This window comes from Pseudonocardia sp. UM4_GMWB1, from assembly GCF_017312155.1.
In the GTDB taxonomy this organism is placed as follows: Bacteria; Actinomycetota; Actinomycetes; order Mycobacteriales; family Pseudonocardiaceae; genus Pseudonocardia; species Pseudonocardia alni.
Map to the genome: position 1 here is coordinate 2,451,941 of NZ_QJPN01000001.1, position 17,189 is coordinate 2,469,129.

The window sequence follows — 17,189 nt, forward strand, 5'->3', positions numbered from 1 at the left end:
CCACCGTGCCGCAGGGACAGGTGTCCGTCACGCCCACCGACGGGCTCACCACCCGCCAGCGTCGCAACCGGCCGCTGCTGGTGGTGCACACCGGGGTGATGAAGGGGAAGTCGACCGCCGCGTTCGGGATGGCGCTGCGCGGCTGGAACCAGGGCTGGTCGATCGGGGTGTTCCAGTTCGTCAAGTCCGCGAAGTGGAAGGTCGGCGAGGAGGAGGCGTTCCGCGCCCTGGGCGAGGTCCACTCCCGGACCGGGCAGGGCGGGCCCGTCGAGTGGCACAAGATGGGCTCGGGCTGGTCCTGGTCGCGCAAGGCCGGCACCGAGACCGACCACGCCGCCGACGCCGCCGAGGGCTGGGCCGAGATCCGCCGCCGGATCGGGACCGAGGCGCACCGCGTCTACGTGCTCGACGAGTTCACCTACCCGCTCAAGTGGGGCTGGATCGACGTCGACGAGGTCGTCGACGTGCTGGTCAACCGGCCCGGGCAGCAGCACGTGATCATCACCGGCCGGGACGCCCCGCAGGCCCTGGTCGAGGCCGCCGACCTGGTCATGGAGACCACGAAGGTCAAGCACCCGATGGACGCCGGGCAGAAGGGTCAGCGGGGGATCGAGTGGTGACCACGGCCCGCGCGCTGGTCGTCGCGGCGCCGTCGTCGGGGAGCGGGAAGACCACGGTCGCGACCGGGCTGATGGCCGCGCTGTCGCGGCGCGGCACCCGGGTCGCGCCGTTCAAGATCGGGCCGGACTACATCGACCCCGGCTACCACACCCTCGCCGCGGGCCGCCCGGGCCGGAACCTCGACGTCGTCCTGCAGGGCGCCGACCGGCTCGCGCCGCTGGCCCGGCACGGCGCCCGGGACGCCGACGTCGCCGTCGTCGAGGGGGTGATGGGCCTGTTCGACGGCCGCATCGCCGACGGCGCCGGGTCCACCGCACAGGTCGCGGCGACCCTGGGCGCGCCGGTGGTGCTGGTCGTCGACGTCCGGGGGCAGTCCCGGTCGCTGGCCGCGCTGCTGCACGGTTTCCGCAGCTTCGATGACTCCGTGCAGGTCGCCGGCGTGATCCTGAACCGGGTCGGGTCCGACCGGCACGCGCAGGTCTGCCGGGCCGCGGCCGAGGAGGTCGGGCTCCCGGTGCTGGGCGCGGTCCCGCGCCGGGCCGAGCTGGCGGTGCCCTCGCGGCACCTGGGCCTGGTCACCGCCGCCGAGCACGGCTCCGCCGCGACCGCCGCGGTGGACGCGATGGCCGCGCTCGTCGCCGAGCACGTGGACCTCGACGCCGTCCTCGCGCTCGCCCGCCCGCTGCCCGACGGACCCGTCTGGGACCCGGCGGCCGAGCTCGGGACGGACCCGGTCCCGGGACGTCCGGTGGTCGCGCTCGCGGGAGGCCCGGCCTTCGGGTTCGGCTACGCCGAGCACGCCGAGCTGCTCAGCGCGGCCGGTGCCGACGTGGTGACCTTCGACCCGCTGCGCGACCCCGCGCTCCCGGCGGGCACGGCCGCGCTCGTGCTGCCCGGCGGCTTCCCCGAGGAGCACGTCGGCGCGCTCGGGGACAACGCGCCGCTGCGGGCGCAGGTCGCCGCGCTGGCCGCGTCCGGGGCGCCGGTGCACGCCGAGTGCGGCGGGCTGCTGTACCTGTGCCGCGACCTCGACGGGACGCCGATGTGCGGGGTCCTCGACGCGTCGGCGGGGATGACCCCGCGGCTCACGCTCGGCTACCGCGACGCGGTCGCGGTGTCGGCGTCGCCACTGTTCGCGGCGGGCGAGCGGGCCGGGGCGCACGAGTTCCACCGGTGCGCGGTCACCCCGCGGGCCGGGGCCGCCCCCGCCTGGGCGTGGCGCGGCGGCGAGCCGGAGGGCTACGTCGACGCCCGGGTGCACGCGTCGTTCCTGCACACCCACCCGGCCGGGGGGCCCGGCGCCGTCGCCCGGTTCGTCGCGGCGGCCCGCGCCGGGGCCCCGGCCGCGCTCGCATGATCACCGGCCGGGGAGCGGAGCCTCCGCGGGCCGAGCGCTCCGCTCCACGGCCGGTGGTCACCGTCGGGGTGGGGCTGCGGCCGGGCACGTCCGAGGCCGCGGTGCGCGCGCTGCTGGACCGGGTCGCCGCCGCGCACGGGCTGGAGCTCGGGGACGCCGTCGTCGCCACGCTGGACCGGCGGGTGTCGGAACCGGGGCTGCGGGCGGCCGTCGCACCGCGGGAGCCGCACGGGTTCGCGGCCGCCGCGCTGGCCGCGGTCGCGGTGCCGCGGCCGGATGCCCGGGTGGCCGCGGCCGTCGGGACCTCGTCGGTCGCAGAGGCCGCCGCGCTGCTCGCCGCCGGCGACGGGGCCCACCTGGTCGTCGGTAAGACCGCTGGTCAGGGCGTCACCATCGCCGTGGCCGCCGGATCGGCGGATGTGGGATTGCCCTCCGGGGTCTCCTCCGAAACATGCGGGCCCGGCTATCGTCCGGCGTCGCCGTCGAGCGGGGGGCCCGCGCAGGGAACCGCTGCCACCGCCGGGCGTCGGAGTCCGGGAGAGGAACGTCGTTGAACGCGCACCACGAGCAGTACCTGGTCGGGCTGGACCTGGCCGGCCGCCGGGCCGTCGTCGTCGGTGGGGGACAGGTCGCCCAGCGCCGTGTCGCCCGCCTGATCGCCGCGGGAGCGGTCGTCGAGGTCGTCTCGCCCGAGGTCACCCCGGCGGTCGAGGGCATGGCCTCGGCCGGGGAGATCACCTGGACGGCCCGCCGCTGGACCGACGGCGACCTCGCCGGCGCCTGGTACGCGATCGCCGCCACCGACGAGGCCGCGACCAACGCCGCCGTCGTCGCCGAGGCCGAGCGGGACCGCGTGTTCTGCGTCCGCGCCGACGACGGCGACAAGGGCACCGCGGTCACCCCTGCCACCGGCGGCTACGACGGGCTCACCGTCGGCGTGCTGGCCCGGGGCGCGCACCGGCGGTCCGCGGCCGTGCGCACCGCGCTGGTCGAGGCGCTGGCCGCCGGTGTCGTCGACGAGTCGGCCGAGCCCCCGCAGGCCGGTGTCGCGTTGGTCGGTGGCGGTCCGGGCGACCCGGAGCTGATCACCGTGCGCGGACGGCGGCTGCTGTCCCGCGCCGAGGTCGTCGTCGCCGACCGGCTCGGCCCGCGCGACATCCTCGACGAGCTGTCCCCCGAGGTCGAGGTCATCGACGCCTCCAAGATCCCCTACGGCCGCGCCATGGCCCAGGAGCGGATCAACGAGCTGCTCATCTCCCACGCCCGGGCCGGGAAGTTCGTGGTCCGCCTCAAGGGCGGCGACCCGTTCGTCTACGGCCGCGGGTTCGAGGAGGTCCAGGCGTGCGCCGCGGCCGGGGTGCCGGTGACCGTCGTCCCGGGCATCACCAGCGCCTTCGCCGCACCGGCCGTCGCCGGCACGCCGGTGAGTCACCGCGGGGTCGCGCACGAGATCGTCGTCGTGTCCGGGCACGTCGCGCCGGGTGACCCGCGCAGCCTCACCGACTGGACCGCGCTGGGCCGGATGACCGGCACGATCGTGTTGATGATGGCCGTGGAGCGGCTCGGGAAGTTCGCCGAGGCGCTGATCTCCCACGGCCGGCCCGCCGACACCCCGGTCCTGATCGTGCAGGACGGCACCACCCGGATCGAGCGATCGGTGCGCGCCACCCTGGAGACCGCCGAGCAGGTCGCGGCCGAGCAGGAGATCAGCCCGCCGGCGATCGTCGTGATCGGGCCCGTCGCGGGGTTGCAGGCGCCCGTCGGGGGGTGACCCCGGCAACTCGTTGCACATTGCAAGTTTGCAATATGCAACGATCGCGGGCGTGACGGACGAGATCGATGACGTCGTCGACGCGGTGATGACCGCGAGCCGGGCGATGCTCTCCGTGGTGGCCCGGTCCCTGGCCGCCGCGGGCGAGCACACCGGCGGTGACACGGCCGGCGACGTGACCCTGCCCCAGTACCGCGCGCTCGTCGTGCTGGCCCAGTACGGCACCCGGCGACCGGCCGACCTGGCCAGGGCGCTGACCGTGTCGGCGTCGACGGCGACCCGGATGTGCGACCGGCTGGTGACCCGCGGCCTCGTCGCGCGCACCCGCACCAGTGACGACCGCCGCGAGGTCGCCGTCGCGCTCAGCCCGGCCGGGCGGGCGCTCGTCGACGAGGTCACCCGGCTGCGCCGCGCCGAGATGCACCGGCTGCTCGCGACGCTGCCCGCCGCCGAGCGCACCGCGGTCCGCGACGCGCTGCGCCGCTTCGCGGAGGCCGCGGGCGAGGTCGGCGAGACCGACTGGGCCGTCGCGCCCGTGCCCGCCGAGGACGGTGCCCGGTGACCGCGGTCCGCGCGCTGCACCGCGCGCTCGTCGGCACCCGGCCGGGGCTCGTCGGCCTGGCGACGGTCATCGGGATCGGTGCCGGCATCGGGTCGGTGCTGTTCCACGAGCTGATCCTCGGTGTCACCTGGCTGGTCACCGGCCGGGAGGACTTCTCCGACGCCGGCCGGGTCGCCTCGCCGCACCTGCCCGGGCTGGGGGTCTGGTTCCTGCTCGTCGCCCCGGTGCTCGGCGGCCTCGTGTACGGCCCGCTGGTCCAGCGGTTCGCGCCGGAGGCCCGCGGGCACGGGGTGCCGGAGGTGATGCTCGCCGTCGCGCGCCGGGGCGGGCGGATCCCGGCCACCGTCGCCGCGGTGAAGGCGCTCGCGTCGGGGATCTGCATCGGCACCGGCGGCTCCGTCGGCCGGGAGGGCCCGATCGTGCAGATCGGCTCCGCGCTCGGCTCGGCCATCGGGCAGTGGCTGCGGGTGCCCGCCACCCGGCTGGTCCTGATGGTCGCCTGCGGCGCCGCGGGCGGGATCTCCGCGACGTTCGACGCCCCGATCTCCGGGGTGGTGTTCGGCCTGGAGCTGATCCTGCGGTCGTTCAGCGCCGAGGCCTTCGGCGTGCTGGTGATCAGCTCCGTGGTCGCGAACGTCGTCGCCGAGGTGATCGCCGGGGACCGCGCGATCCTGACCCTGCCGCACTTCGACCTGGGCAGCCCCGCCCAGCTGCCGCTCTATGCGCTGCTCGGGCTGCTCGCCGGGCTGCTGGGCTGGGCCTTCGCCCGCATCCTCTACGCCGTCGAGGACGCCTGCGACGCCGTCTGGCGCGGCCCGGAATGGCTGCGCCCGGCCGTCGGCGGGCTGCTGCTCGGCGGGCTGCTGCTGGCGCTGCCCCAGATGTACGGCGTGGGCTACCCGGTGCTGGAGGCCGCGATCGGCGGCCGGTACGTCGTCGGGTTCCTGCTCCTGCTCGTCGTCGGGAAGATCCTCGCCTCCAGTCTCACCATCGGCATCGGCGGGTCCGGCGGGGTCTTCGCGCCGTCGCTGTTCGTCGGCGGCACCGCCGGGACCGCTTTCGGCTACGCCGCCGCGGCCCTGTTCCCGGCGCTCGACCTGCACCCCGGCGCGTTCGGCCTGGTCGGCATGGCGGCGGTGTTCGCGGGGGCCGCGCACGCCCCGATCACCGCGGTGCTCATCGTGTTCGAGCTCACCGGCGACTACGCCCTGATCCTGCCGCTGATGGCCGCCGTCGTCCTGGCAACCGGCCTGTCCAACCTGGTGTCGCGGGACAACATCTACACGCTCAAGCTGCTGCGACGCGGGATCGACCTCGCCGCCGACACCCCGACCGACGAGGCGCTGCGCCGGGTCGTCGTCGCCCAGGTGATGCGGCCCGCCGACGGCACGACGCCCGACCCGGAGCTGCCCGTCCTGGACCCGGACGGCTCCGTGCACGACGTCCTCGGGGTGCTCGCCGCGCACCGGGGTGCGGCGCTGCCCGTGCGGGAGGGGCCGGACGGGCCGCTGCTCGGGACGCTGACCGAGCACGACCTGCTCGACCATCTGCGGGGAGTGGCCGGGCGCGGGACGGTTGACCGCTGACCCGGTCGCGTGATGGGCTCCGGCCGACGACGAACAGGAAGCCGGTGCGAGTCCGGCGCGGTCCCGCCACTGTCACCGGGGAGTGCCCTCCCCACACCGGCGCCACCGCCCGCGAGGGTGGGAAGGCCGGGGAGGGCGTACCGATCCGGGAGCCAGGACACTGCCCGTCGTCGCGGATTCCCACTGATGAGGGCGCGGACCCTCGAGGAGGACATGCGATGAGCCACGACCTGGTGGTGCTCGGTACCGATCCGTCCGGCGACGACGCGCCCCGCACGGGTGCGCACGACCTGCTGGCGGAGGCCGGGACGGTCTTCGCCTTCCCGCAGGCCGAGTCGACCGCCCTGTTCTACGCCGAGGCGTGGCGGGTCGAGCCGGTCACGCCGCGCGACGCCGTCGCCCGGATCGGGGCCTGGGCCGCCGCCGGGCCCGCCGAGGCCGCGGTGCTGCTGGTCGGGGGCGACCCCGCGGCCGACGCCGCGCTCGGCGCCGTCCTCGACGGGCTGGCCCGCACCGCTCCCGCGCTGCGCGCCCGGATCGCCGAGGGCAGCCGCGTCGCACCGCCGCACCGCAGCCCGCTGATCGGCTGAACCCACCCGGGGCCCGGGCTCAGGCCCGCCAGCTGCCCAGCGGGTCGGCCCGGGTGAGGTCCGGGTCGGCGGCGTCGAACGTGCGGGTGCGTCCGGGGCCGGTGAGCGCGGTCTCGAACCGCACGGTGACCCGCCCGTGCCCGGCGCCCTGGACCCAGCCGTGGCCGTGCTCGGGGTGGGCGACGTCGTCGCCGGCGCGCCACGGCCGGTCCGGGTTGGGTTCGCGGTCGGGCCGGTCCGGGCGGAGCGGCCCGACCGCGTCGCCGGGCTCCTCGGTCGCGCCGGCCCCGCCGGCTGCGTCGTTCTCCGGGGATGCGTCGAGCACGGTCGCCCCCGCCGCGGCGGCCGGGCCGGCGGTCGCGGGCGGTGAGTCGGGGGCCTGGGCCGTCGTCCACCCGCTCTCCGAGGGCACCGCGTCGAACAGCGCCAGTGGCGGCTCGTCGCCGAAGCCGGACACCGACACCCCCAGCAGCCGCACCCCGCCCTCGCCGACGGCGCCCTCGGCCAGCCGTCGGGCCACCGCGACCAGGGTCGCCAGGTCCCGGGTCCCGAAGGGGGTCGTCTCGGACCGGGTGTGGGTGGCGAAGTCCCCGGTCCGCGCCTTCACCGTGACGGTGCGGGCGGTCCGGCCGTCGGCGACCAGGCGCCGGTGCACGGCGACGCAGATCGACTCCACCGCGGTGTGCACCGCGCTCATCGCGGTCAGGTCGGTGTCGAAGGTCGTCTCCGCGCTGATCTGCTTGGCCGCGCCGCGCGGGGCGACCGGACGGTCGTCGACACCGCGGGCCAGGCGGTGCAGCTCGGACCCGACGGCACCGCCCAGCACCCCGGCGACCTCGCGGGCGTCCATCGCGGCGAGCTGTCCGATCGTCTCGATCCCGATCTTCCGCAGCGCCTCGCCGGAGACCGGTCCGATGCCCCAGAGCGACCGCACCGGGAGCGGGTCGAGCACGGCGGCCTGCTCGGCGTGGGCGATCACCCGCAGCCCGTCCGGCTTGGCCAGCTCGGAGGCGATCTTCGCGACCTGCTTGCCCGACCCGGCCCCCACCGAGGCGGGCAGCCCGGTGCGCTCGCGCACCGCGCCGCGCAGCCGGGTGCCCCACTCCCGCACCCGGTCCGGGGAGGCCCCCACGAGGTCGGGCGGCTCCACGAACGCCTCGTCGACCGACACCGGCTCGAGCACCGGGGAGAACTCGCCGAGGACGGCCATGACCTCCTCGGACAGCGCCTTGTACAGCGAGAACCGGGGCGGCAGGACGGTCGCGTGCGGGCAGCGCCGCCGCGCCTGCCCCATCGGCATCGCCGAGCGGGCCCCGAACACCCGCGCCTGGTAGCTCGCCCCCGCGACGACGCCGCGCGGTCCCGCGCCGCCGACCAGGACCGGCCGGTCGGCCAGGGTGGGCCGGGTCAGCTGCTCGACCGAGGCGAAGAACGCGTCCATGTCGAGATGCAGCACCCAGCGGTCGGCCGCCGCGGTCACCTCACCATCACCCGTGCATCGTGCCCCGGCGCACCGACAGGACCGCGTCGCCGTCGGCGACGGTGACGACCGGGGCCACCGGCCCCGCCCCGGCGACGGCGCCCGGGTGGTCGTCGAGGCCGGTGGCGACGTCGGCGACCCACCAGTTCCCGCCGGTGCCGGTCCAGCCCAGCACCCGGGCCGGGGCGTGCGGCGGGGACAGCGTGATCGCGTCCATCGGGCTCGACAGGCCCTCGCCGGTGGCCTTGAGCAGCGCCTCCTTGCGGGTCCAGGTGACCAGGAACCCGGTGCCGTCGGGCGTGCCCGCGGCGAGCTCGGCGGGGGAGAGGGCGTGCCGGACGAGGCCGTCGAGGCCGGACAGCGGGCGGTGCGCCTCGACGTCGACGCCGACCGGGCCGGTCCCGACCGCGACGCCGACCAGCGCGCCGGAGTGGGTCAGCGAGAAGCCGGGGTCGTCGCCGCGCCCGGCCAGGCGCGGCTTGCCGTGCGGCTCTCCGCAGCGACAGGTCCGGTCCAGGACGAGCGCGGCGGGGTCGGTGTCGAGCCGCTCGGCGAGCACGAGCCGGGCCAGGGCGTGCGCGGCGAGGTAGCGGGCGCGGTCCTCGTGCCTGCGCAGTGCGAGGAGCCGCTCACGTTCATGGGCGTCCAGCAGTGCGACGAGGTCGGCGCGGTCGCCGGGATCGGCCGGGGCGGCCCACCAGACGGTGACGGTCACGGCGTCCAGCCTTCCACGACGCCCCCGCGCCGGGCCGCACCGCCGGGAGTGATCACGGATCGGGCACGCGGAGGGTCGCCCGCCGACGTCCCCGGTGCCCGATCCGTGATCGTGCCCGTGCTCTCAGCCGCTGCGGCGGGCGGCGAAGTCCGTGCGGACGTGGGCCGGGCGGGCCTGCGGGGCCGGCCCTGCCGTGCGCGGTGCCGGCGGGCCGTCCGGCGCGCCGGACCGGCCGCGCCTCGCCGCGCGACGCTCGGCGCGGTTGGCGGGGGTGGGCGCCCCGGCGGGATCGGTGTCGGCGGTGGGGACAGGGGTGTGGCGGGTCGTGGGCATACGACCTCCTCGGAGCATCGGATCGGACTCGGACCGGGTGCGGAGGGCTGGTGACACACGCGGGGACGCCGGAAGGGCCGCACGAGGGCGGCGACGGTTCCGGGCCCGGTGGACGTCACGGGCCGGCGGCGGAGGGCGCGGAGGTCGACTCCGCGGGCCGCTCAGAGGAACCGGATCAGCATGGCGGCGACGCTACGACGACCGCCCGGCCGGGGCCACCGGTTTTCCCCGGGACCGCCGACCTATCGTCGCGGGCATGGAGACGGCGGACGTGCTGGTGGTCGGCGGCGGCATCGCCGGGGTGTCGGTCGCGTGGGAGCTGGCCGCGCACGCCCGCGTCGTGCTGACCGAGGCCGAGCAGGACCTGCCGGTCCACTCCACCGCCCGCTCGGCCGCCACCTACATCCCCGGTCACGGCTCCGGCCCGTTCCGCGCGCTGATCGACGCCTCCGGGCCGCGGTTCGCTGCGCTGCCCGAGCAGCTCGGCACGCCGCCGTTGCTGTCCCCGCGCCCGGTCCTGCACCTCGCGGACGACGAGCAGGCCGCCGACCGCCTCGCCACGACGCTGCGCGAGCAGCACGGCGAGCCCGGCGCCCCGGTCGCCCTGGACCCCGCGCAGGCGTGGCGCCGCGCGCCGGTGCTGCGCCGCGCCCCGCGTGCGGCCGCGTGGACCGCCGGTGCCTGCGACGTCGACACCGCGGCCCTGCACGACGGCTACCGGCGCGGGCTGCGCGCCCGCGGTGGCACCGTGCTGCGCGGCGCCCGGGTGGCCGCGCTGGACCGGGACGGCTCCGGCTGGAGCGCGACGACGACCGGCGGGCACCGGGTGCGGGCGGGAGTGGTCGTCGACGCGGCCGGGGCCTGGGCCGACGCGGTGGCGGCGCTGGCCGGCGTACCCGGCGCCGGGCTGACCCCGTACCGGCGCACGATCGCCGCCTGCCCGGTCGGCGACCCGTCGGTGCTCACCGTCGACGGTGCCGTCCTGCCGATGATCGCCGACGCCGCCGAGCGCTGGTACCTGAAGGCCGAGGCGGACGTCGTGCTGGTCTCCCCGGCCGACGAGACCCCGGCCGAGCCGGGCGACGCGCGGCCCGACGAGCTCGACGTCGCCCTCGCCCTGGACCGGGTGGGCTCGGCGACCACGCTCGGGCTGCGGTCGGTCCGGACCGCGTGGGCGGGGCTGCGGACCTTCGCCCCCGACCGCGCCCCGGTGCTGGGCGCGCGCCCGGAGCACCCGGGGTTCTTCTTTGTCGCGGGGCAGGGCGGGTCGGGCATCGAGTCCGCCCCGGCACTGGCGGCGCTGGCCGCGTCGGTCGTCCTGGGCCACCCGGCCCCGGCCGACGTCGAGCTCGACCCCGCTGTGTGCTCGGTCACACGACTGACGTAAGCGGTCGCTTACCCATGGCTGGCACCATGGTCCCCATGGCGCTGACCACCACCGGCACCGAGACGCACGACCTGTTCTCGGGCGACTTCTGGACCGACCCGCACCCCGCCTACGCGGCCCTGCGCACCGAGGAGCCGGTGCGCGAGCTCGCACTGCCGGACGGGAAGGCGTGGCTGATCAGCCGCTACGCCGACGTCCGTGCGGCGTTCGTCGACCCGCGGCTGAGCAAGGACTGGCGCTGGACGCTCCCCGCCGACCAGCGCGAGGGCCAGCCGGCCGCGCCGATCCCGATGATGATCCTGATGGACCCGCCGGACCACACCCGGCTGCGCAAGCTGGTCGGCCGCTCGTTCACCGTGCGGCGGATGAACGACCTGCAGCCCCGGGTCGAGGAGATCACCCAGGAGCTGCTCGACGCGCTGCCCGCCGAGGGTCCCGTCGACCTCATGCGCCAGTACGCGTTCCTCGTCCCGGTTCTGGTCATCTGCGAGCTGCTGGGGGTTCCCGCCGAGGACCGCGACATGTTCTCGGCGTGGTCGTCGGTGATGGTCGACGACTCCCCGCAGGAGGAGAAGTTCGCCGCGATGGGCAGCCTGAACGGCTACCTCGCCGAGCTGATCGAGCGCAAGCGCACCGAGCCCGACGACGCCCTGCTGTCCGGCCTGCTCGCCGTCAGCGACGCCGACGGCGACCGCCTGTCGGCCGAGGAGCTCGTCGCCATGGCGACGCTGCTGCTCATCGCCGGGCACGAGACCACGGTCAACCTGATCGGCAACGGCGTGCTCGCCCTGCTGACCCACCCCGAGCAGCGCGCCCGGCTGCAGGCCGACCCGTCGTTGATCACCTCGGCGGTGGAGGAGTTCCTGCGCTTCGAGTCCCCGGTCTCCAATGCCCCGATGCGGTTCGCCAGCGAGGACGTCGAGTACTCCGGGGTGACCATCCCGGCCGGGTCGACCGTCATGCTCGGCCTCGCCGCGGCGAACCGGGACCCGGAGTGGCTGGAGGACCCGGAGCGGCTCGACATCACCCGGGACTCGTCGTCGGGGGTGTTCTTCGGCCACGGCATCCACTTCTGCCTGGGCGCGCAGCTCGCGCGCACCGAGGGCCGGGTGGCGATCGGCAAGCTCATCGCCCAGCGGCCGGACCTGGCGCTGGCCGTCGAGCCGTCCGAGCTCGTGTACCGCGAGTCGACGCTGGTCCGGGGCCTGTCCCGGCTGCCGGTCACGCCGGGCGAGCCCGCCTGAGGGCGCCGCCGCCGGGCGCGACCGAGGGGGGTGCGCCCGGCGGGCGATGTCGGACCGGCGGGGCAGCCGTCGGTGCGGCGTGGCGGTGTCAGCGCAGCGGGGCGCCGGTCTTCTCCCGCACCTCGTCGGCGCTGACGCCGGGCGCGGTCTCGACCAGCTCGAGCCCGTCCGGCGTCACGTCGATCACCGCCAGGTCGGTGACGATCTTCGTGACGCAGCCCAGGCCGGTGATCGGCAGCGAGCACCGCTCGACGATCTTGGGGGACCCGTCCTTGGAGACGTGGTCCATCATCACGATCACCGAGCGCGCGCCGTGGACGAGGTCCATCGCCCCGCCCATCCCCTTGATCATCTTGCCGGGGATCGCCCAGTTCGCGAGGTCGCCGTTCGCGGCGACCTCCATCCCGCCCAGGACGGCGACGTCGAGCTTCCCGGCCCGGATCTGGCCGAAGCTCTCCGCGGAGCCGAAGAAGGCGGCGCCGTCGGCGACGGTGACGGTCTCCTTGCCGGCGTTGATGAGGTCGGCGTCGACCTCGTCGTCGGTGGGGTAGGGGCCGACGCCGAGGATCCCGTTCTCCGAGTGCAGGACGACCGTCCGGCCCTCGGGGATGTGTCCGGGCACCAGGGTCGGCATGCCGATGCCGAGGTTGACGTACGCGCCGTCGGGCAGCTCGGCCGCGACCCGGGCGGCCATCTCGTCACGGTTGAGGGCCATGGTCAACGCACCGTCCTGAACTCGACCGGCTTCTCGACGCCGGGGACGTGCAGCACGCGGTGCACGTGGATACCGGGGGTGTGCACCGCGTCGGGGTCGATCTCCCCGGGGTCGACCAGGTGTTCGACCTGGGCGATCGTGGTCCGCCCGGCCGCGGCGCAGTCCGGGTTGAAGTTGCGCGCCGCGCGCCGGAACACCAGGTTGCCGTGCCGGTCGCCCTTCCAGGCGTGGACGAGCGCGAAGTCCGGGGTGAGGGCGCGCTCGAGGACGTAGGTCACGCCGTCGAACTCGCGGGTCTCCTTCGCCGGGGACTCGACGGCGACCGAGCCGTCGGACGCGTAGCGCCAGGGCAGCCCGCCCTCGGCGACCAGCGTCCCGACCCCGGCCGGGGTGTAGAACGCCGGGATGCCCGCGCCGCCGGCCCGCAGCCGCTCGGCGAGCGTGCCCTGCGGGGTCAGCTCCAGCTCCAGCTCACCGGCCAGGTACTGGCGGGCGAACTCCTTGTTGTTGCCGACGTAGGAGCCGATCGTGCGCCGGATGCGCCCGGCGGCGAGCAGGGTGCCGAGGCCGAAGCCGTCGACGCCCAGGTTGTTCGAGATCGTCTCCAGGTCCGTCGCGCCCTGCTCCAGCAGTGCCGCGATCAGCACTGTCGGAACCCCGGACATGCCGAACCCGCCGACCGCGAGCGACGCCCCGTCGCCGATGTCGGCGACCGCGTCCGCGGCGGATGCCACCACCTTGTCCATCACGCACCTCCGTCGCCGACGACGGTACGCGGCGTACGACAGACGCACAAGCGTTCGCTGTGCGAACACCACCCGACAGGGCGGGACCCGTCGTTTGTGCGCCGAGGTGCAGCTCAGGGGTATCCGAGAGGCCGACCGGCCACCCCGGACCGCATCCCGGTGACGTCCCCGGGGCAGGGGGCGCCGTCCCGCGGTGTCGAGATGCAGCTCAGCGGGGCCCGAGGGTGCCCCGTACCCCGCTGAGCTGCATCTCGGCGACCGCCGCCGTCGCGGCGCACCGTCGGCCGGGCGGGCGCGGCGTGGGTCAGGCGGGGGCGGGGGCGGTGTGCGGGTCCCCGACGGCGATCTCCCCGCCTGCGGCTACCTCGGCGTAGACCCCGGCGCACGCCCAGACCCCGCCGACCTGCGGGATCTCGATGCGGTTGTTCTTCGCGATCGTCCGCAGGGTGTCCGGGTCGTCGGGCAGGTCGCCCTGGGGGAGCGTGGTCATGACGCAGCGCATGGTGGCGAAGGAGAACGTGATCCGGGCGTCGTCGCCCAGGGCGCTGGTGCTGCCGGGCCAGTCGTTCTCGACGAAGCCCGTCCCCTCGTCGCGCAGCACGATGTTGGGGCGGTAGCGGAGCGGGTCGAAGGTCGCGTCCGGGTTCAGCTCCCGGAGCCGGTCCAGGGTCGACTCGGTGAGCACGTGCAGCGACGACAGGTCGAAGAACGTGCCCGGCGCCCCGAACGCGGAGATGTCGAACCGGCTGATGATCTCGCCGGAGTCCTCGTGCCGGGTCGTCGTGTCCTCGATGAGCGTGCGCGGCGCGAGCTGCTGCGGGGTGAGGCCCTCGATGTCGGGCCACAGTTCCTCGAAGTAGCTGCCCTCCGGCGGCACCGAGATCAGCGACACGTCCCGGCCGAGCGCGGCGGACAGCGCGGCGTCCAGTCCCTCGTCGTCGCTGCGCAGGACCGAGCCGTCCGGAAAGGTGATCTCGACCGGAGGCAGCGGCTCCCCGGCCACCGGCTCGGCGACGAACCGGGCCGCGAAGCTGAGCAGGCCGAGCCAGCGCTTGGGCACCTTGGCGCTGGCGATGATCCCGGTCCCGTTGTCGAGCACCGCGTAGGCTCGGTCGCCCAGCAGCCCCCGTTCGGTGATGGTGGCCCGGGTCAGGGACTCCCCGAGCATCGACTTGACCGGATAGCGGTAGAGCGCGGCGACCGTCATGTCCGGTGTATAGCGGCCCGTCCGCATCTCCGGCACGGGCCGGACGGAGGGGTCCGCGGGGCGCGTCTCAGCTGAGGCCGTGACGGTCCCGAGCCGCCGCGGATGCGCTCCGGCCCGGGACCGGTTCACCCGGACGGTGCAGTGCGGGGGACGGCCGGGGCCGGGCTCAGCCGAGCAGGGCGACCCGCAGCGCGTCCGCCGAGGCGTACACGGTCTCCGCGCCGGCGGCCGCCAGCTCACCGGGCTCGGCGTAGCCCCAGCCCGCTCCGACACAACGGAGGCCGTGCTCGGCGGCGCCCTCGACGTCGTGCAGCCGGTCGCCGACCATCAGCGGCTCGTCCGCACCCGACGGCGACCCGAGCCGGCGCAGCGCCTCGGCGACGACGGCGCCCTTGGTCGGCCGGTCCGCGGCACGGGTGTCGCCGACGATCTCGGTGAACAGGTCGGTCCAGCCGTGGTGGGCGAGGATCTTCCGAGCGGACGGCTCCGCCTTGCTGGTGGCCAGTGCCATGGTCACGCCGGCCGCGGACAGTGCGCGCAGCAGCTCCTCCACACCCGGGTAGGGCGCGCAGTCCAGGCAGCCGTCCTCGTCCCCGTAGATCCGCCGGTACACCGGCAGCACGGCGGCGGTCCCCTCGTCGCCGAGGATCGGGGGCAGGCTGCGGTAGAGCGGCGGGCCGAGCAGGTGCGTGCCGAGCGCGGACTCGGGGACGTCCAGGCCCACCTCGTCGATCGCGCGGCGCATCGAGCCGAGGATGCCGGGGGCGGAGTCGACGAGGGTGCCGTCGAGGTCGAGCAGGATGTGGGTCAGCACGTCGGGTCATTCTGCCTCCCGGGAGACCCGGCCGACTCTTCTGCCCGACGGTCGCAGGTCGTACAGTTGTACGCATGGCGAACACGCTGCTCGGGCCGCTGTCCGGCACCGACCGGGTCGACGGCCTGCTCGACGACGGCGCGTGGATCGCCGCCCTGCTGGAGGTCGAACTGGCGCTGTCGGCGGTCGCCGCCGAGCAGGGCGCGGTCACCGAGCACGACGCCGACGCGGTGGAACGCGCCGTCGCCGCCGTCGCGGGCGTCGACCCGCACGCGCTGGCCGCCGAGTCGGTCGAGGGCGGCAACCCGGTGATCCCGCTGGTCAAGCGGCTCAAGGCGGCCGCGGCGCGGATCCAGCCCGGCGCGGAGCGCGCGGTGCACCCGGGCGCCACCAGCCAGGACGTCATGGACACCGCGCTGATGCTGCTGACCCGACGGGCCGGGCACCGCGTCGTCGCCGACCTCACCGCCTGCGCCGACGCCGCGGCCGCGCTCGCCGCCACCCACCGCGACACCCCGTGCGCCGCCCGCACCCTCGGCCAGCAGGCGCTGCCGACCACCTTCGGTCTCGTCGCCGCCACCTGGTGCACCGGGCTGGACCGGGCCCGCGCCGGCCTCGACCGGGTGCTCACCGCGCTGCCGGTCTCCTACGGCGGCGCCGCGGGCACCCTCGCGGCCGTCCACCCGCACGGCCCGGCCGTCGCCGACGCGCTGGCCGCGCGGCTCGGCCTCGCCCCGCAGGGCGTGCCGTGGCACACCGAACGCAGCCGCATCGGCGAGCTCGCCGGGGCGCTCGGCGTCGCCGCCGGGGCCTGCGCCAAGCCCGCGGGCGACGTCGTGCTGCTGTCCGCCACCGAGCTCGGCGAGGTGTCGGAGTCCGCGCCGGGGGACTCGTCGTCGATGCCGCACAAGCGCAACCCGGCCGCGGCCGTCACCGCCCGTGGCGCCGCGAAGCGCGCCCCCGGCCTGGTCGCGACGCTGCTCGCCGGCGCCGAGCAGGAGTTCCAGCGTGCCGCCGGTGCCTGGCACGCGGAGTGGGAGACGCTCGTCGCGCTGCTGCGGGTCACCGCCGGCGCCGCGGCCCGGCTGCGGGTGAGCCTGGACGGACTGCAGGTGCACCCCGAGGCGATGGCCCGCAACCTCGACCTCGCCGCGGGCGCCCAGGGCCACGGCACCGGGCACGCCGCCGACCTGGTCGACGCCGTCCTCGCCGGGCGGCCGGCGTGAGCACCCCGGAGGACGTGGGCGCCCCGCGCACCGAGCAGGTCCGCTCGCTGGCCCGCGGGCTGGCCGTCATCCGGTCCTTCGACGCGCAGCGCCCGCAGCAGACCCTCGCCGACGTCGCCCGTGCCACCGGGCTCACCCGCGCCGCGGCGCGCCGGTTCCTGCTCACCCTGGCCGAGGAGGGCTACGTCCGCACCGACGGCAGGCTGTTCACCCTCACCCCGCGGGTGCTGGAGCTCGGCTGGTCCTACCTGTCCGCGATGGGCCTGCCCGAGATCGCGGCCCCGCACCTGGAGCACCTGGTCGCCACGGTGCGCGAGTCCGCGTCGGTGTCGGTCCTCGACGGCGACCCGCACACCGGCTACGACGTCGTCTACGTCGCCCGCGTCCCCACCTCGCGGATCATGACCGTCACCATCACCATCGGGACCCGCTTCCCGGCCTGGGCGACGTCGATGGGCCGCGTCCTGCTCGCCGCGCTCCCGCCCGCCACCCTCGACTCCTACCTCGGCGCGCTGGAGCCCGCGGCGCTGACCGCGCACACCGTCTCGACCCCGGAGCAGCTGCGCACCGAGCTGGACCGGGTCCGCACCGACGGGCACTGCGTCGTCGACCAGGAGCTGGAGGCCGGGCTGCGCTCGGTCGCGGTGCCCGTCCACGACCGCGCCGGGAGGGTCGTCGCGGCCGCGAACGTCTCCACCCACGCCTCCCGCAACGACGCCGACGGCCTGCGCGCCGACATCCTGCCCGAGCTGCGCGCCTGCGCCGCCGCGATCGAGGCGGACCTGCGCGCCGCCGGGTGACCGGGAACAGACCGCGCCCGCGGTGGGTTGGCCCT

The 17,189-nt window shown here is 76.1% G+C and carries 18 protein-coding genes and 1 riboswitch; of the genes, 11 read left to right on the forward strand and 7 right to left on the reverse strand.

The genetic code is table 11. The annotated features are described in order from the left end of the window. Nucleotides 1-5: 5 nt before the first annotated feature. From cobO to DMP15_RS11955, 7 genes are all read left to right on the forward strand, one after another. On the forward strand, nt 6-620 hold the full coding sequence (gene cobO / locus DMP15_RS11925) for a cob(I)yrinic acid a,c-diamide adenosyltransferase (RefSeq protein WP_073574299.1): 615 nt from the start codon (nt 6-8) through the stop codon (nt 618-620). After that, nucleotides 614-1,978: a cobyrinate a,c-diamide synthase gene (locus DMP15_RS11930; RefSeq protein ID WP_337825893.1), complete on the forward strand. Its 1,365-nt coding sequence runs from the start codon at nt 614-616 to the stop codon at nt 1,976-1,978. The genes cobO and DMP15_RS11930 overlap by 7 nt, the downstream gene beginning before the upstream one ends. A 53-nt stretch (nt 1,979-2,031) precedes the next feature. Beyond that, entirely contained in the window at nt 2,032-2,532 is a 501-nt protein-coding gene (locus tag DMP15_RS11935; protein ID WP_337825894.1) for a cobalamin biosynthesis protein, read from the forward strand. After that, on the forward strand, nt 2,529-3,749 hold the full coding sequence (gene cobA, locus DMP15_RS11940) for a uroporphyrinogen-III C-methyltransferase (RefSeq protein WP_073574297.1): 1,221 nt from the start codon (nt 2,529-2,531) through the stop codon (nt 3,747-3,749). Before DMP15_RS11935 ends, cobA begins: the two co-directional genes overlap by 4 nt. A 52-nt stretch (nt 3,750-3,801) precedes the next feature. Then, a complete protein-coding gene (locus DMP15_RS11945) occupies nt 3,802-4,311 on the forward strand; it encodes a MarR family winged helix-turn-helix transcriptional regulator (protein WP_337825895.1) in 510 nt (169 codons plus the stop codon). Next, on the forward strand, nt 4,308-5,897 hold the full coding sequence (locus DMP15_RS11950) for a chloride channel protein (RefSeq protein WP_100878161.1): 1,590 nt from the start codon (nt 4,308-4,310) through the stop codon (nt 5,895-5,897). Before DMP15_RS11945 ends, DMP15_RS11950 begins: the two co-directional genes overlap by 4 nt. Then, a riboswitch (cobalamin riboswitch) is annotated at nt 5,895-6,080 on the forward strand. (Overlaps the previous gene by 3 nt.) A gap of 35 nt (nt 6,081-6,115) precedes the next feature. Further along, a complete protein-coding gene (locus DMP15_RS11955; protein ID WP_337825896.1) occupies nt 6,116-6,487 on the forward strand; it encodes a hypothetical protein in 372 nt (123 codons plus the stop codon). A gap of 19 nt (nt 6,488-6,506) precedes the next feature. Here the strand turns inward: DMP15_RS11955 and DMP15_RS11960 are convergent, their stop codons facing one another. From DMP15_RS11960 to DMP15_RS11970, 3 genes are all read right to left on the reverse strand, one after another. Continuing rightward, a complete protein-coding gene (locus DMP15_RS11960) occupies nt 6,507-7,967 on the reverse strand; it encodes a DNA polymerase IV (protein WP_337825897.1) in 1,461 nt (486 codons plus the stop codon). Nucleotides 7,968-7,974: 7 nt separating this feature from the next. Beyond that, nucleotides 7,975-8,682, reverse strand: coding sequence for a 4'-phosphopantetheinyl transferase family protein (locus tag DMP15_RS11965; RefSeq protein ID WP_304580035.1), 708 nt, complete (start codon nt 8,680-8,682; stop codon nt 7,975-7,977). Nucleotides 8,683-8,805: 123 nt separating this feature from the next. Beyond that, complete coding sequence (locus tag DMP15_RS11970; protein ID WP_073574292.1) at nt 8,806-9,015, reverse strand: hypothetical protein; 210 nt, start codon at nt 9,013-9,015, stop codon at nt 8,806-8,808. A gap of 256 nt (nt 9,016-9,271) precedes the next feature. Between DMP15_RS11970 and DMP15_RS11975 the strand changes: the two genes are divergently transcribed. Together DMP15_RS11975 and DMP15_RS11980 are read left to right on the forward strand one after the other, a co-directional pair. Continuing rightward, nucleotides 9,272-10,402 (forward strand): FAD-dependent oxidoreductase, encoded by a 1,131-nt coding sequence (locus DMP15_RS11975; RefSeq protein ID WP_073574291.1) that lies wholly within the window; start codon nt 9,272-9,274, stop codon nt 10,400-10,402. A gap of 35 nt (nt 10,403-10,437) precedes the next feature. Continuing rightward, complete coding sequence (locus tag DMP15_RS11980; protein ID WP_073574439.1) at nt 10,438-11,646, forward strand: cytochrome P450 family protein; 1,209 nt, start codon at nt 10,438-10,440, stop codon at nt 11,644-11,646. Nucleotides 11,647-11,734: 88 nt separating this feature from the next. Here DMP15_RS11980 and DMP15_RS11985 read toward each other — a convergent pair whose 3' ends face one another. The 4 genes from DMP15_RS11985 to DMP15_RS12000 form a co-directional block, all read right to left on the reverse strand. Beyond that, complete coding sequence (locus tag DMP15_RS11985) at nt 11,735-12,361, reverse strand: 3-oxoacid CoA-transferase subunit B (RefSeq protein WP_073574290.1); 627 nt, start codon at nt 12,359-12,361, stop codon at nt 11,735-11,737. Between the two features lie 2 nt (nt 12,362-12,363). Next, nucleotides 12,364-13,107, reverse strand: a complete 744-nt coding sequence (locus DMP15_RS11990; RefSeq protein WP_073574289.1) for a CoA transferase subunit A — start codon at nt 13,105-13,107, stop codon at nt 12,364-12,366. Between the two features lie 304 nt (nt 13,108-13,411). Then, nucleotides 13,412-14,314 carry an MOSC domain-containing protein gene (locus DMP15_RS11995; RefSeq protein WP_073574288.1) on the reverse strand — a complete coding sequence of 301 codons (903 nt, stop codon included), beginning with the start codon at nt 14,312-14,314 and terminating at the stop codon, nt 13,412-13,414. A gap of 166 nt (nt 14,315-14,480) precedes the next feature. Further along, a complete protein-coding gene (locus DMP15_RS12000) occupies nt 14,481-15,128 on the reverse strand; it encodes an HAD hydrolase-like protein (protein WP_337825898.1) in 648 nt (215 codons plus the stop codon). A 74-nt stretch (nt 15,129-15,202) separates the two neighbouring features. On the opposite strand from DMP15_RS12000, the gene DMP15_RS12005 reads away from it, so the two are divergent. Together DMP15_RS12005 and DMP15_RS12010 are read left to right on the forward strand one after the other, a co-directional pair. Beyond that, entirely contained in the window at nt 15,203-16,354 is a 1,152-nt protein-coding gene (locus tag DMP15_RS12005; protein ID WP_337825899.1) for a lyase family protein, read from the forward strand. Continuing rightward, nucleotides 16,351-17,154: an IclR family transcriptional regulator domain-containing protein gene (locus DMP15_RS12010; protein WP_337825900.1), complete on the forward strand. Its 804-nt coding sequence runs from the start codon at nt 16,351-16,353 to the stop codon at nt 17,152-17,154. Before DMP15_RS12005 ends, DMP15_RS12010 begins: the two co-directional genes overlap by 4 nt. Nucleotides 17,155-17,189 lie beyond the last annotated feature (35 nt).

Bases quoted from the DNA above. Each gene is read 5' to 3' on its own strand.
- DMP15_RS11955 (WP_337825896.1), top strand. From the start codon at position 6,116: ATGAGCCACGACCTGGTGGTGCTCGGTACCGATCCGTCCGGCGACGAC.
- DMP15_RS11970 (WP_073574292.1), bottom strand. From the start codon at position 9,015: ATGCCCACGACCCGCCACACCCCTGTCCCCACCGCCGACACCGATCCC.
- DMP15_RS11975 (WP_073574291.1), top strand. From the start codon at position 9,272: ATGGAGACGGCGGACGTGCTGGTGGTCGGCGGCGGCATCGCCGGGGTG.
- DMP15_RS11980 (WP_073574439.1), top strand. From the start codon at position 10,438: ATGGCGCTGACCACCACCGGCACCGAGACGCACGACCTGTTCTCGGGC.
- DMP15_RS11985 (WP_073574290.1), bottom strand. From the start codon at position 12,361: ATGGCCCTCAACCGTGACGAGATGGCCGCCCGGGTCGCGGCCGAGCTG.
- DMP15_RS11990 (WP_073574289.1), bottom strand. From the start codon at position 13,107: ATGGACAAGGTGGTGGCATCCGCCGCGGACGCGGTCGCCGACATCGGC.
- DMP15_RS11995 (WP_073574288.1), bottom strand. From the start codon at position 14,314: ATGACGGTCGCCGCGCTCTACCGCTATCCGGTCAAGTCGATGCTCGGG.
- DMP15_RS12005 (WP_337825899.1), top strand. From the start codon at position 15,203: ATGGCGAACACGCTGCTCGGGCCGCTGTCCGGCACCGACCGGGTCGAC.